The organism is Arthrobacter sp. TJ-217, assembly GCF_058269255.1.
The window spans coordinates 204,976-218,287 of the sequence record NZ_JBZCNJ010000009.1 but is presented as its reverse complement, the minus strand read 5'-3'; the positions used below and the strand labels follow the sequence as shown (position 1 = coordinate 218,287).

At 66.7% G+C, this 13,312-nt stretch carries 14 protein-coding genes; 7 read left to right on the top strand and 7 right to left on the bottom strand.

Features of this window, described 5'->3' with window-relative positions:
- Positions 1-356: 356 nt before the first annotated feature.
- Genes tyrS through AC4D2R_RS16055 form a run of 4 tightly spaced genes read right to left on the bottom strand, consistent with a single transcriptional unit; the run spans position 357 to position 5,207 of the window.
- The gene (tyrS, locus tag AC4D2R_RS16070) at positions 357-1,682 is read right to left on the bottom strand and encodes a tyrosine--tRNA ligase (RefSeq protein WP_490941103.1); all 1,326 of its coding nucleotides are present in this window, start codon (positions 1,680-1,682) and stop codon (positions 357-359) included.
- A 12-nt stretch (positions 1,683-1,694) separates the two neighbouring features.
- A complete protein-coding gene (locus tag AC4D2R_RS16065) occupies positions 1,695-3,947 on the bottom strand; it encodes a HelD family protein (protein WP_490941102.1) in 2,253 nt (750 codons plus the stop codon).
- Positions 3,948-3,999: 52 nt separating this feature from the next.
- Positions 4,000-4,554, bottom strand: a complete 555-nt coding sequence (locus AC4D2R_RS16060; RefSeq protein WP_490941101.1) for an adenine phosphoribosyltransferase — start codon at positions 4,552-4,554, stop codon at positions 4,000-4,002.
- On the bottom strand, positions 4,551-5,207 hold the full coding sequence (locus AC4D2R_RS16055; RefSeq protein ID WP_490941117.1) for a DNA-3-methyladenine glycosylase: 657 nt from the start codon (positions 5,205-5,207) through the stop codon (positions 4,551-4,553). Before AC4D2R_RS16055 ends, AC4D2R_RS16060 begins: the two co-directional genes overlap by 4 nt.
- Before the next feature lie 105 nt (positions 5,208-5,312).
- Between AC4D2R_RS16055 and AC4D2R_RS16050 the strand changes: the two genes are divergently transcribed.
- The 3 genes from AC4D2R_RS16050 (at position 5,313) to AC4D2R_RS16040 (ending at position 7,787) form a co-directional block, all read left to right on the top strand.
- Positions 5,313-6,926 carry an AlkA N-terminal domain-containing protein gene (locus AC4D2R_RS16050; RefSeq protein ID WP_490941100.1) on the top strand — a complete coding sequence of 538 codons (1,614 nt, stop codon included), beginning with the start codon at positions 5,313-5,315 and terminating at the stop codon, positions 6,924-6,926.
- The gene (locus AC4D2R_RS16045; RefSeq protein ID WP_490941099.1) at positions 6,926-7,495 is read left to right on the top strand and encodes a methylated-DNA--[protein]-cysteine S-methyltransferase; all 570 of its coding nucleotides are present in this window, start codon (positions 6,926-6,928) and stop codon (positions 7,493-7,495) included. The genes AC4D2R_RS16050 and AC4D2R_RS16045 overlap by 1 nt, the downstream gene beginning before the upstream one ends.
- A 118-nt stretch (positions 7,496-7,613) precedes the next feature.
- A complete protein-coding gene (locus AC4D2R_RS16040; RefSeq protein WP_490941098.1) occupies positions 7,614-7,787 on the top strand; it encodes a hypothetical protein in 174 nt (57 codons plus the stop codon).
- Positions 7,788-7,821: 34 nt separating this feature from the next.
- Here AC4D2R_RS16040 and AC4D2R_RS16035 read toward each other — a convergent pair whose 3' ends face one another.
- The 3 genes from AC4D2R_RS16035 to AC4D2R_RS16025 form a co-directional block, all read right to left on the bottom strand.
- Positions 7,822-8,235, bottom strand: coding sequence for a VOC family protein (locus AC4D2R_RS16035; protein WP_490941097.1), 414 nt, complete (start codon positions 8,233-8,235; stop codon positions 7,822-7,824).
- 9 nt (positions 8,236-8,244) lie between these two features.
- Positions 8,245-8,685: a helix-turn-helix transcriptional regulator gene (locus AC4D2R_RS16030; protein ID WP_490941096.1), complete on the bottom strand. Its 441-nt coding sequence runs from the start codon at positions 8,683-8,685 to the stop codon at positions 8,245-8,247.
- A 109-nt stretch (positions 8,686-8,794) separates the two neighbouring features.
- Positions 8,795-9,388 (bottom strand): LURP-one-related family protein, encoded by a 594-nt coding sequence (locus tag AC4D2R_RS16025; RefSeq protein WP_490941095.1) that lies wholly within the window; start codon positions 9,386-9,388, stop codon positions 8,795-8,797.
- A gap of 101 nt (positions 9,389-9,489) precedes the next feature.
- On the opposite strand from AC4D2R_RS16025, the gene AC4D2R_RS16020 reads away from it, so the two are divergent.
- The 4 genes from AC4D2R_RS16020 to AC4D2R_RS16005 all read left to right on the top strand — a co-directional run bounded on the left by AC4D2R_RS16020 (position 9,490) and on the right by AC4D2R_RS16005 (position 13,235).
- A complete protein-coding gene (locus AC4D2R_RS16020; RefSeq protein ID WP_490941094.1) occupies positions 9,490-9,879 on the top strand; it encodes a hypothetical protein in 390 nt (129 codons plus the stop codon).
- A 199-nt stretch (positions 9,880-10,078) separates the two neighbouring features.
- Complete coding sequence (locus AC4D2R_RS16015; protein ID WP_490941093.1) at positions 10,079-11,440, top strand: extracellular solute-binding protein; 1,362 nt, start codon at positions 10,079-10,081, stop codon at positions 11,438-11,440.
- Positions 11,441-11,520: 80 nt separating this feature from the next.
- Positions 11,521-12,396: a carbohydrate ABC transporter permease gene (locus AC4D2R_RS16010; RefSeq protein WP_490941116.1), complete on the top strand. Its 876-nt coding sequence runs from the start codon at positions 11,521-11,523 to the stop codon at positions 12,394-12,396.
- Complete coding sequence (locus AC4D2R_RS16005; protein WP_490903725.1) at positions 12,393-13,235, top strand: carbohydrate ABC transporter permease; 843 nt, start codon at positions 12,393-12,395, stop codon at positions 13,233-13,235. Before AC4D2R_RS16010 ends, AC4D2R_RS16005 begins: the two co-directional genes overlap by 4 nt.
- Positions 13,236-13,312: the final 77 nt, after the last annotated feature.

Here is a 13,312-nt window from a genome sequence, read left to right as displayed (position 1 = left end):
CAACAAACTTGGCACACTATTGAGTTCTCAAACAACAGGCACTACCGGCACCACACAACCCGCAAAAACCAGGCCATCCTCGCTCCGGAGCAACTTTACAAGCCTACCCGCACCAGCCCATCCCCGCAAATCCGCTCCCCCGCACCACCACCGCACAAACCGGCAACCAGCACGAACAAACCAACCCGCAACAACGGACACCAAACCAAGACCACCCCCGGCACCAGTGCACAGCACACGCCGGTAACAGCCTCAGAATTGTATGGGTTTCGCCGCCCTCACCGGGGCGACTAAACAACTATACGACGCCCACCACCCCAACACAAATCCACCCCAACACCCCGCCAAACCCGGGCTCAGGCCGGGCCGACCTCGACCATGGCAAGGGTCCTCTTGCCCCGGCGTACGAGGGCGTAGCGCCCGTGAAGGAGTACGTCGGATCCGATTGCCGCATCGGGGTCGGTGACCTTGACGTTGTTCACGTACGCCCCGCCCTCGCTCACGGTCCGGCGGGCGGCCGAGTTGCTTGCCGAAAGTCCGCTTGCGGTGAGCAGTTCAACGACGGTAGGACTCCCCGCCGGCAGTGTTACGGCCGGCAACTCGGCGGTGGCCGCGGTGAGGGTAAGTTCATCGAGCAGCCCCAGTTCGCCCTGGCCGAACAGCGCGGCGGAGGCGGCGATCACCTTCTCTGTGGCGTCGACCCCGTGGATCAGGGACGTGACGTCGTAGGCGAGGGTGCGCTGGGCCTGACGCAGGTGGGCCCGTTCGGCGGTGGCCTGCTCCAGTTCCTCGATCTCCGCCCGGGTCCGGAAGGTGAAAACCTTCAGCCGGTCGATGACGTCGGCGTCCGAGGTGTTCAGCCAGAACTGGAACATGGCGTAGGGGCTGGTCATGGCCGCGTCGAGCCAGACGGCGTTGCCCTCGCTCTTGCCGAACTTCGTGCCGTCGGAGTTGGTGATCAGCGGCGTGCCGATCGCGTGGACGCTCTTGCCCTCGGCCTTGCGGATCAGTTCGGTGCCGCTGGTCAGGTTCCCCCACTGGTCCGAGCCGCCGGTCTGCAGCACGCAGCCGTAGCTGCGGAACAGCTCGAGGAAGTCCATCCCCTGGAGCACCTGGTAGCTGAACTCGGCGTAGCTGATGCCCTCGTCGGAGTTGAGCCGGGTGGCGACGGTGTCCTTCTTGATCATCGTGCCGACCCGGAAGTGCTTGCCGACCTCGCGCAGGAAGTCGATCGCGCTCAGAGGCGCTGTCCAGTCGAGGTTGTTGACCATCCGGGCCGCGCTGGGGCCCTGGAAGTCAAGGAAGCGCTGCACCTGGCCCTGAAGGTAGCCCACCCACTCGGCCACGGTTTCCTTGGTGTTCATCGTCCGCTCGGCGGTCGGGCGCGGATCCCCCACCAGCCCGGTCGAGCCACCGACAAGGGCAAGCGGGCGGTGCCCCGCCAGCTGCAGGCGCCGCATTGTCAGCAGCTGCACCAGGTTGCCCAGGTGCAGGCTTGGCGCCGTGGGATCGAACCCGCAGTAGAACGTGGCCGGCTCACCGCCGAGCAGCTTTTCGAGCTCGGCCTCATCGGTCGAGACCTGCACGAGCCCGCGCCAGCGCAGCTCCTGCCACACGTTGTCGAACGAGGGGTCATTCCGCTGGGCGCTGAGGCCGGCGGCTGTTACTTCGGTTGGCTCCACAGCTCCAAATTATCAGTCCTCGATGCCCTCGGGAATTTGCCCGGTCGCGATCAGGCGCAGGCGCTGGGTGGGCCGGGTCATTGCGACGTAGAGGTCCCCGACGCGGGACGACGCCGCATCGAGCATCAATTCCGGCTCGAGGATGGTGACGCCGTCGAATTCAAGACCTTTCGATCCCCGGGGCGTAATCACGACGATGTCCTGGCTGGGGCCTCCGGCTCCCGAGCCGACGCGCGGACCGTACTCCGCCTGCAGCGCCCTGCGCACCTCGCCGAGGCGGCCCTCGGGGGTGATGACGGCGAGCAGCCCGCCGTCGATCGCGGCGAGCTCTTCGGGCAGTGCGCGTAGCAGTGCCGGCACGAGCTCGGGCACGCGGTCGATGACCGGGGCGAAGCGCCCTTCACGCACCGCCTTGGGCGCGGAGATCACAAGGCCCGCCGCTGTGGCCATGCGGACGGCGGCCTCGGCGATCTGGGCCGGCGTGCGGTAGTTGACCGTGAGCTCTTCGAGCTGCCACCGCTCTCCGACGAACGGTTCAAGCGCCTGCTGCCACGAACTGGATCCGGCGGCGGAGCTCGTCTGGGCAATGTCGCCGACGATGGTGAAGGACTTGAGCGGACAACGCCGCATCAGAAGACGCCACTGCATGGGCGAGAGCTCCTGGGCCTCGTCGACAACGATGTGCCCGTACGCCCAGGTGCGGTCCCCCGAGGCACGCTCGGCGGCGGTCAAGCGGGTTGCGGAGACGGTGTTGTGCTGCGCAAGCGCTTCGGCGGTGACCACGCCGTCGACCCCGGAGTCCTCAAGGGAAGCGTTGACGTTTTCGAGGGCTCGTTCCGCATTGGCCAGGTCGCGGCGGTGTTCCTGGTCGCGGGCCGCGGTGTCGCGGCCGGCGGAAGCGTCGAGTTCGCCCAGGAGCTCTGCGGCCTCGTCCAGCAGCGCGATGTCGGCTTCGGTCCAGGGCGAACCGGCGGGCCTCAGCAGCAGCGAGCGGTCGGCCCCGCTCCAGTGTGGTGCCGCGGCCTGGAGGTGCGCGGGCTTGGTGAGGAGCTCTCCTATGAGCCGTTCGGGGGTGAGCGGCATCCACGCCAGGTTGAGGGCGATCCGCACGTCTCGCGAACTGCGCACATCCTCGGCGAGGTAGGACCGGTCGGCGTTGTTGCCGCCACCTGAGGACGCCTCAAGGTAGTCGTTGAGCTGGTCGGTCAGTTCGCGGAGCAGGATCTTCACGAAGGTCACGCGCGCCTCATTGTGCGGCTTGCCGGTCGCCCGGGCCCTGTCCCGCGCCCGTGCCACCTGGCGGGGGGTCAGGGTGAGCAGCGTTCCCTCGACGTTGAGCCGTTTGGTTTCCTCCGGCACCCGCTGCCGGTTTGCCACCGCGTTCTTGACGATCTGCGCCATCTCCAGCCGGCCCTTGAGCGCGGCAGCGCGCTCGTCAGGCTCGGGAATGGTGGTGATCCCCGGCATGAGCGTGCCGATTCCGGCCATGACGACGCCGGTCTCGCCCAGCGAGGGAAGCACCCGTTCGATGTATTTCATGAAGGCGTCGGTGGGTCCGACGAGCAGCACGCCGGCCGACTTCAGCCGTTCCCGGTGGGTGTAGAGCAGGTACGCGGCCCGGTGGAGGGCGACCGCCGTCTTTCCCGTGCCCGGGCCGCCCTGGACCACCGTGATCCCCGACAGCGGAGCCCGGATGATGCGGTCCTGTTCGGCCTGGATGGTTCCGACGATGTCGGACATCTGCCCGGTCCTGCGGGAGTTGAGTGCAGCAAGCAGGGCACCTTCGCCCTGCAGGGACTGGTCGTCGCTCAGCAGTTCCGCGTCGAGCACGTCGTCCTCGATGGCGACGACGTCGCGCCGGGAAAGGATCAGGTGGCGGCGCCGCCGCACGCCCATCCGTTCGAAGGCGGTTGCCTGGTAGAAGGTGCCGGCCTCGGGCGCCCTCCAGTCGACCATCAGCTGCTGGAGGTCCTCGGTTGAGAGACCGATCCGGCCGATGTACCGCTTGTCGCCGTCGTCGAGGTCCAGCCGGCCGAAGACGAGGCGGTCGTCGACGGCATTGAGCTGCGCCAACCGATCCTCATACATCGTGGCGAAGGCGTCGCGTTCGGACCGGTTCTGGTGGGAACCCGCTGAGACAGTGCGGCGCACCTCGGCCAGCTGCGCCGTTTTTTCGGCCCGCAACTCATCGAGCCGCCGGTACAGGCCGTTGACATAGCCCCGCTCGTATTCAAGCTCGCTGGCGGGCCTTGACGCTTCTTGCATTGGTGGTTTCCCTCTCGGAAAGGCGGACCGTCAATTCTACAGTGCGAAAGGGTTAGACGGTTGACAAGGCGCGGAGCTGATACCCGGAGAGCAGATCACGGCCGCCGAGGCCGTCGAGTTCGAGCACGACGCCGCAGCCAACAACCTGCGCGCCGCTTCGTTCAAACAACCGCGCTGCTGCCGCGAGGGTTCCTCCGGTGGCCAGCACATCATCGACGAGGAGGACCCGCGTTCCCGGCGCGATGTCGTCCTGGTGGATCTCGAGCGTCGCCTGACCGTATTCAAGATCGTATTGCTCGGCGTAAACACGCCGCGGCAACTTGCCTGCCTTCCGCACCGTGGAAACCCCTGTCCCGGCCGCGTAGGCTCCGGCGGCGGCCAGCAGGAATCCGCGGGCCTCAATACCTGCCACCAGGTCGAACCGTCCGGCGAAGGGCTCCATGAGCGAGTCGACGACGGTGCGGAACGCCTGTGGGTCGGCGAACACCGGGGTGAGGTCCCGGAACACAATTCCGGGTTTTGGGAAGTCCGGCACGCTGGTGCACAACCGGCCGATCAGGTCCTGGGCCGAAGGGGGCCCGGCGGGGGCGTCCGCGCTGATATTCACCCAACCACCTTACGGGCACTTCGGGGTTTGGCCGCCCGGTAGCGCGACACCGACGGATCGTCGGTGAGCCAGAACCGCCACGGGTACTCCGCGGACCCGCCGGGACCGCTCAATCCGACCCGCGGGCCCGTTGAATAGGCACCGGGCGGAACAGGGCTCTCGGGCAGCTCAAGCAGCAGCGCCCCGCTGAACACGTCGGCCCCGTCGAACCGGAGGTCGAGTCCCAGCGCCTGCGCAAGGCGCGCGGGTCCACGGGCCAGGTCCAGATCCAGGCGGGGGTTCCCCCGCCGGCTGCGCGCTGTCCCGACGCCGCCGACCACCTCCCCCGCCCGCAGAAGCAGCCCGCCGGACCTTCCGTCCTCACCGCAGACCACGTTGGCGCAGTAGTGCATCCCGTAGGTGAAGTACACGTACAGGTGCCCCGCGGGGCCGAAGAGGGTTGAGTTGCGGGAGGTCTTCCCGCGGAAGGCGTGCGACCCGGGGTCCTCCGCACCGAGGTACGCCTCCACCTCGGTGACGCGGACGGTCACCGGTTCCTCGCCGCTGTCGAGGTTGTGCGTGATCAGGGCACCGAGGAGCAGGGGCGCTGCCTCGAGGGGATTGACGGCGAGCCTGCTGCGCGCGGTTTCGAGGGATTGTTCATCAACGGTCACCACGGAAGCTACGGTAGCAAAGCCCGACGGCGGCGGTCCCGCACCCGCCACGGTGATGTCCGAATCCCGCTAGCTCCCCGGCCGGCATGTTGAGAGGATGGAGTAATGGATTTCTGGCAGCAGTACCGAGCGATCGACGCACGGGACGTTCGATTCGACGGGCAGTTCGTGACGGCCGTCTCAAGCACCCGCATCTACTGCAGGCCGTCCTGCCCCGCCCAAACGCCGAAACCGGCCAACGTCACGTTCTACCGGACCTCCGCCGCGGCCCACGAGGCCGGCTACCGCGCGTGCAAGCGCTGCCTGCCCGAGGCCGTACCCGGCACGCCCGAGTGGAACCTGCGTTCGGACGTGGCAGCCCGCTGCATGCGCCTTATCGCCGACGGAGAGGTCGACCGTTCCGGCGTTCCCGGTCTCGCCGCCAAGCTCGGCTATTCGGAACGGCAGCTGAACCGGATCCTGCGGGAAGAACTTGGGGCCGGGCCTCTGGCGCTGGCACGTGCTTCCCGGGTGCAGACGGCGCGGTCGCTGCTCACCGCCACCGGAATGAAGTTCGCCGACGTCGCCTTTGCTGCAGGCTTCCGCAGCATCCGCCAGTTCAACGACACAGTGCACGAGGTGTTCGATCTCACCCCAACCCAACTGCGTGGTGCTGCGCGGGCAGTTCCGGCCGCTGCCGGTGGAAGTGCGCGGAATCCGCAGCCCGGCGCGCACCCCCAGCTGGCGTTGGCGCTCCCGCTGCGGGCCCCCTATGACAACGGAATCTTTGACTTCCTGGCGGCCCGGGCCGTTGCGGGCGTGGAGGAAGGATCCGACGGCGGGTACGCCCGCCTCGTCCGGCTTCCGCAGGGGCAGGGCTGGTTCAGGGCCTCCCCTGTCGCGGCCGGCAGCGGTCGGCCGCCGGAGCTGCGGGTCGAGATCGAGCTCGAGGTGCTCGCCGACCTGCCCGTCCTGCTTTCACGCATCCGCCGCCTGTTCGACCTCGACGCCGACCCCGCCGCCGTCGACGCCGCACTCGCCGAGAGCCCGCTCCTCGCCCCGCTGGCGGCGCTGCATCCGGGCATCCGCCTTCCTGGGGCGGTCGCTCCGCAGGAGATGCTCATCCGCGCGATGATCGGCCAGCAGATCACAGTGCGGGCCGCAACGACCGCCCTCTCGGTTCTGGCCCGGGACGGTGAGCCCTCGGTTTTCTCCCGCCCCGGCTTCGACCGCCTCTTTCCCACTGCGGCCCAGATTGCCGCGTCGGCGGTCGAACTGCTGCGCGGACCGGCGCGCCGCATCGAAGCCGTCCGGCACGCCGCCGAGGCCCTCGCCGACGGGACGGTGAATTTCGGCGTCGAAGACGATCTGTCCTCTCTTGAGGAAAAGCTCCTTCCCCTGCCGGGAATCGGGCCGTGGACAGTCAGGTACCTTGCGATGCGCGTCCTCGGCGCCCCGGACATCCATCTGGAGAACGACGCCGCCGTCCGGAACGGCTGGGCGGCCCTGACCGGCTCCGCCGCGGGTACCGGCGCAGCGGAGCATCGCCGCGCCGCCGCGGAAGCGATGGCCGCGGTAAGCCCCTGGCGCTCGTACGGCACAATGCACCTATGGCGCGCAGCAGCCCCCACCAGCCGTCCGGCCCGCCGGCCCTCCGGCGATTCCAGTCCGACTCCGGAGCTACACCCGAACACTCCGCAGGTACACCCGCACACAAGGAACATCGAGGACACCCCGTGATGAAATCTCTGACCGCCACCATTTCAACCCCCGACGGTCCCTTCACCGTCATCGAGCGTGACGGTGTCGTGCTTGCCTCAGGGTGGACAGCGGACACCTCCGAGCTCACGGGGCAGATCCACCCCACCCTCGCCCCGACGTCGTTCACTGACGCACCGACCGAGCTCAGGGCGATTCTTGAAGCCGTCGAGGCCTACTACTCCGGCGACTTCGCCGCGGTCGACGCTGTGCCGGTGCATCAACTGTCGGGGCCCTTCCGTAACCGGGCGTGGGAGGCGCTGCGGCTTGTGCGGCCCGGCGAACCGGTCACTTACGCACGGTATGCGGCGCTTGCCGGAAACGCAGGCGCCGTCCGCGCCGCGGCCGGCGCCTGCGCCCGCAATGCCGCGGCACTCTTCATCCCGTGCCACCGGGTGGTGCGCACCGATGGAACCCTTGGAGGCTTTCGGTGGGGCATCGAGGTGAAGCGCCGGCTCCTGGACCGCGAAGCCGCAGGCCGGCACGACCCTCACGGCGCCTCGGCTGTACCCCAGTCCGCGCCCGGCGAGCAAGCCCTCCTCTTTTCCTGATCTCCCTGCCGGAGGGCATGTCCCTTCGGGCCGCTTGACGGCCGACCGGAGGCACCGGCTGGTCCAATGGTCACGCTAGGCTCGGGTAATCGTTGCTTGGAAACCATCTGGGGGAAACATGGTCGGCATCATTGGTTTGCTGTTTTACTGCTTGGTGATGGCACTCGGGGCCGTTGCCCTCTATTGGGTTATCCGCCTCGGCGTGAAGCACGGCCTGAGATCGTACTATGCCGAGGTGGAACGGGACTCCGGCGCATCGGTCGATCCGCTGAACGGCCTTCCCAGGCCCTGAATCCCGCGGTCGCGCTGCGATCCTCTGCGGAGGTTCAGGGCTCAATCCGCTGGGAAATGCGGATGAGGTTGCCGGAGGGGTCGCGGAAGGCGCAGTCGCGCGGGCCCCAGGGCTGATCAAGGGGCTCCTGCATGACTTCGGCCCCGGGTGCTGTTCGTACCTTCTCGAATGTCGCATCGAGGTCATCGGTGCTGAACACGATATTGGGCAGCACCCCCTTGGTGAGCATGGCCTGGAGGGCGTCGCCGTCAGCCTGCGGCCGTCCGGCGTGGGGGTCTGAGAGCACTATCTCAAGCCCGGGTTGGAGCGGACTGCCGAGCGTGATCCACCGGTGCCCGTCGGAGGTGACATCGTTACGCACTTGGAGGCCAAGCCCGTCCCGGTAGAAGGCGATGGATTCGTCGGGATCGTTGACGATGATGTTGCAGTACTGGAGTGAAGTATTCATGCCGCAACGCTAATCCCGGGCGGTGGCCGGCGCTTCTCCGATCCTGCTCGAACCGTGCCGCGGCGGGCGCGTGTGTGATTTTACGGTGCAGGATGGCATTGCCTCAGCGGCGGGGTGTTCCCTCCTGCGGTAGGCGCTGGGGCTCTCTCCAACGATCTCGGTGAAACGGGCGCTGAAGGAGCCCAGGGATGTACAGCCCACCGCCATGCAGGCATCAGTGACGGTCATCCCCTCCCTCAGCAGTGCCATCGCCCGTTCGATCCGGCGCGTCATGAGGTAGCCGTAGGGCGTTTCGCCGTAGGCCGCGGAGAACTGCCGGGAGAAGTGGGCCGGGGACATGAACGCCTGGCGGGCCATTGCCGGAACATCCAGCGGGCGTGCGTAATCGCGGTCGATGCTGTCCCGCACCCGCCGGAGCAACGCCAGGGTGGTGAGATCCTGCTGGCCCATGCGAACGAGGATACTCCCGGGACTCGGGCCGGGGCGAGACCGGCGGTCCCGCCCCGGCCGGGCGTGGCGGCCCTGCCGGAACGGCTTCGTCGGACGCGGATCCTGCCCGCTAACGCGACTGCAGTGCGTCGAGGGCGACAGCCATTGCGGCGGCCACCCTCCCGTCGAGGCGAGCGCCGGGAACCGTGACGTCGTATCTGTCGCGCAGGGAGCGTCCCCGCTCCGACGTCATGACCACCTGGCCCGAGGCGTCAACGAAGTCGAAGTGGAAGAGGAAGGGTGCCGGGATGCTTTCGGCGAACGGCACGAGTTCCCATACCCGGCGGGCGACGGCCACGCCCATACTCCGCTCGCTTCCCACGGCCTGGACATCCGGTGCGTCGAGGTGCCAGGTGGAGCGCAGGAGCGACTTGCCGAAGTCCTTGCGGAAGCTGCCGAGGGGACGCCCCGCGGCATCGAGCACATCGTAGGTTGCTCCAAGATCGAGCCGCTGGCGGGCCTTGAAGGAAAACAGCCGTGTGGTTCGTGACTCGTCGGAGTAGAAAGTGACCTCCTCCTTGAAGGCCGCCCGCTTCTGCTGCGCGATCGCCAGCAGGGCACCGAACTGGCCGTCTGCTCCGACGGCGCGGATCTCGTAGCGGTTCACCATCATGGTGATCCGCTGCGCGACGGCGAAGCGCTCCACGCGCTGCAAAGTTTCCACGGTTCTCTCCCTCTTGACACATTGTCGTGCTGACAAGGTATTCGAAATTCGGCATGAGCAACAGCGGGCCCCGACGCAGTGCCGCAGCTAGGGTGGGGCCCATGGGGAATTATCAGGAGCCGGAATTCGAACCGGTCATCATTCAGGACCTTGGCGCGGAACCGTCAACGGCGGTGACAGCCGGCAATGGAAGGGAGAAACGCATTACCGGCGGGGAACCGTATTTCGTGGCCGCCTGGGCGCTTACCCTGCTGATGCTGGGCTCGGGCGCCGCCTGGCTCATTACGTTCGACCCCGGGATGGCGTTTGGCTCCTACGCCGGCTACGAGCCGCAGGGCACCTTTATCAACGGGGTCCCCGCCTCGGGCCCCTACCCGGGCAGGAACATTCTCGCCAATTACTTCCAGGCGGCCCCTCTGCTCCTCGTCGCCGGAATGAGCGCGTCGGTTCTCCTCCTCGCCGTGCACGGGGTGCTGCGGAACCGGCGCTGAAGCCGGCCGTCGCGACCATCCGCGATCGGGGAATAGTCAGGATACCGAAGGACCGTTGACAGGAATTAGTCCAGTCGCTTTACTTATCCCAACGGCGGGTCTTCCACTTTCACTTCCGTCGCTGCCCGCCCGTCCTCCTGCCGACCGAAGGCGACCTGCAGGATCGTTTGGTGGGTTCCAAATGGAGCAAAGGAGCACCATGCGAAAGTCAGTTCTCTGGGCCGCGCCCACCATCCCCTTTCTGGTTCTTGCGGCCTCTGGCTGCGCCCCTGCAGGCAATGACGCTGAGGGCGGCGACAAGTCCATCACCGTGGCGTATCAGAAAACCGCCACGTACACGCAGGTGGACGCCCTTATGAAGAAGGCAAAGGAAGATTTCGAATCGGCCAACCCGGGTTCAACGATCGAACTTGAACCCATCCAGGCGGAAGAGAACGACTACGCCACCAAGCTGGCGCTCATGCAGCGCTCCCCCGACACTGCGCCCGACGTCTTCTACGAGGACAGTTTCCGGGTACGGCCCGACGCGGAGGCCGGTTACCTCCTTGCCCTGGACGAGCACCTCGCAGAGTGGGAGGACTGGGACTCTGCGTTCATCGAAAGCGCCAAGCAGGCGGGCCTCGGTGCGGACGGAAAGACGTACGCCGTACCGATGGGCACCGACACCCGGGCCCTCTGGTACAACACCGAGGTCTTTAAGGAGGCGGGACTTCCGGTGCCGTGGGAGCCCAAGACCTGGGACGACATCCTCAGCGCTGCCGAAAAGATCAAGGCGGCAATCCCCGACGCCGTCCCCTTCAACATCTACTCCGGCACCGGCATGGGCGAAGCCGCGTCAATGCAGGGATTCGAGATGCTCCTCTACGGCACGGAGGACACCCTCTACGACACTGAGCAGAGCAAGTGGATCGTCGGGTCGCAGGGATTCAAGGACGCCCTGCAGTTCGTATCCGACGTCTACGTCGGCGGGCTTGGGCCGGACGTCGCAACGGCGCTCGACTCGAACTACTACCAGCAGCTCAACGGCGAGGGCTACCCCACCAACAAGGTCGGCGCATCGATCGACGGCTCGTGGATTGCCGGCACCTGGCTTGAGGGCGGGCCCGCGCCGTGGCCCGAATGGTCGGAAGTCATGGCAACCGCGCCCATGCCGACCCAGAATGGGCAGGAGCCCGGCGCCACGAGCATGTCCGGTGGCTGGACCCTCGCGGTGGGAGCGAACTCCAAGAACCCCGACCTCGCATTCGACTTCATCAGCACCGCGCTCAACAAGGACAACACCCTGTCCTTCAACGTAGCTGCGTCCCAGGTTCCGGTACGGAGCGACGTGGCGGAGGACCCCGCGTTCACGGATTCCAGCCCGGTGAACAAGTTCTTCAGCGACCTCGTCGAAGTGACACATTACCGACCCACCACCTCGGACTATCCGGAAATCTCCGGCAGCATCCAGCAGGCGATGGAAGCGGTCATGACGGGTGAACAGTCTGTTGACGAGGCCGCCGCCGCATACGACGAAGCGGTCAAGAACCTGGTCGGCGACGACAACGTCATCCAGAAGTGACAGTCACCCCGACCCGAACCGGCGGAACGGGAAGGCCGCCGCACGCGACGCGGCGCCAGGACGCGGCAGGCCGCAACCACATCACTGCGCGCCGCTCCGTGCGGCGCGCAGTGCCCCTCGTCCCCGCCGTCGTGCTCCTGGCGTTGTTCATGCTGGGCCCGGTGATCTGGTCCGTCTACGGCTCCTTCACCAATGCGTCCCTCTCGGGTACTGCAGCTTCAAACCCACGGTTCGTGGGCCCGGACAACTACATCGCCCTTGTGACCGATCCCGACTTCCCGAACGCGCTGTGGCTGACCGTCGTGTTTCTGCTCGTCTCCGCCGTCATCGGGCAGAACTTCCTCGGCCTGGGACTGGCCCTGCTGACCGCGGCGGCGCCAAAGGTGGTGCGCTCCATCGTCGCAACCACGGTTGTGACGGCGTGGGTCCTGCCGGAGATCGTTGCGGCATTTGCCTGCTACGCCTTCTTCAGCTCCGACGGGACGCTGAACCGGCTGCTGGCCGCCGGCAACGCGGAACCGGTCGACTGGCTGTTCAGCTACCCGATGGCGGCCGTCATCCTGGCCAACATCTGGAGGGGCACGGCGTTCTCGATGATGATCTACGAGGCTGCATTGAACGATGTGGCCCCCGAAATCACCGAGGCAGCCGTCATTGACGGAGCCGGCGGGTGGAAACGCCTGATCTACGTCACGATTCCCATGATCCGCAACAGCATCTCGACGAACCTGATGCTCATTACCCTGCAGACCCTTTCCGTCTTCACCCTGATCTTCGTGATGACGAGCGGCGGGCCGAACCAGCGCAGCACCACCCTTCCGATCTTCGCCTATGCCGAGGCGTTCGGGCTCGGGAAGGTCGGCTACGGCACGGCCATCGCCACGGTCATGCTGCTCATCGGCGCCGTGTTCTCCATCCTGTACATCCGTGTTCTCAAGCCGGGGGACAATTCATGACCGCCTCCATCTCCTCACCGCGCAAATCGATCTCCCGGGGCATCTCCTCGGCCGTCCTGCTCGCAATCGCCGCCTGCTTCCTCCTCCCGCTGGCCTGGCTGCTCCTCGCATCGTTGGACACCCAGGCCACTGCCTCGCTGAACATGCCGGCACAGTTTTCGCTGGCCAACTTCTCGGCGGTCCTGACACCGGAGCAGACCCTTTGGCCGCTCTGGAACAGCTTCCTCCTCTCGGCAGGCTGCGCCGTCATCACCGTGCTGGCCGCAGTGCTCGCCGCCTATCCCCTTTCCCGGTACCAGGCCCGGTACAACAAGCCGTTCCTGTACGGCGTGCTGTTCGGCACGGGACTTCCCATCACGGCGATGATGGTGCCCGTGTACAGCATGTTCGTCCGGCTGGGGCAGCTCGACAGCGTAGCCGCTGTGGCGTTGTTCATGGCCGCAACGTCGCTGCCGATGGCAATCTGGATGACCAAGAACTTCATGGACTCCGTGCCGATCAGCCTCGAAGAGGCGGCATGGATCGACGGGGCGAGCGCGATGCGCGCCCTGCGCACCGTTGTTGTTCCGCTGATGAGGCCCGGGCTCGCTGTGGTGTTCATCTTCGTGTTCATCCAGGCCTGGGGGAACTTCTTCATTCCCTTCATCCTGCTGCTCTCGAACCACAAACAGCCCGCCGCCGTGACGGTCTTCAACTTCTTTGGCCAGTACGGGAGCATCGCCTACGGGCAGCTCGCGGCGTTCTCCCTCCTCTACTCGATCCCCGTCATCGTCCTCTACGTCATCGTCACCAAGGGCATCGGCGGTTCATTCGCCACAGCCGGGGCGATCAAGGGCTAGCGCCCCGCAGCATCCATCCCCTTCCCGTGGCCTCTTGGCCACCGCCGGTTTCCGTCGGCTCAACGCACACCGAAAGG

Bases quoted from the DNA above. Each gene is read 5' to 3' on its own strand.
- AC4D2R_RS16065 (WP_490941102.1), bottom strand. From the start codon at position 3,947: ATGCAAGAAGCGTCAAGGCCCGCCAGCGAGCTTGAATACGAGCGGGGC.
- AC4D2R_RS16050 (WP_490941100.1), top strand. From the start codon at position 5,313: ATGGATTTCTGGCAGCAGTACCGAGCGATCGACGCACGGGACGTTCGA.
- AC4D2R_RS16045 (WP_490941099.1), top strand. From the start codon at position 6,926: ATGAAATCTCTGACCGCCACCATTTCAACCCCCGACGGTCCCTTCACC.
- AC4D2R_RS16040 (WP_490941098.1), top strand. From the start codon at position 7,614: ATGGTCGGCATCATTGGTTTGCTGTTTTACTGCTTGGTGATGGCACTC.
- AC4D2R_RS16035 (WP_490941097.1), bottom strand. From the start codon at position 8,235: ATGAATACTTCACTCCAGTACTGCAACATCATCGTCAACGATCCCGAC.
- AC4D2R_RS16030 (WP_490941096.1), bottom strand. From the start codon at position 8,685: ATGGGCCAGCAGGATCTCACCACCCTGGCGTTGCTCCGGCGGGTGCGG.
- AC4D2R_RS16020 (WP_490941094.1), top strand. From the start codon at position 9,490: ATGGGGAATTATCAGGAGCCGGAATTCGAACCGGTCATCATTCAGGAC.
- AC4D2R_RS16015 (WP_490941093.1), top strand. From the start codon at position 10,079: ATGCGAAAGTCAGTTCTCTGGGCCGCGCCCACCATCCCCTTTCTGGTT.
- AC4D2R_RS16005 (WP_490903725.1), top strand. From the start codon at position 12,393: ATGACCGCCTCCATCTCCTCACCGCGCAAATCGATCTCCCGGGGCATC.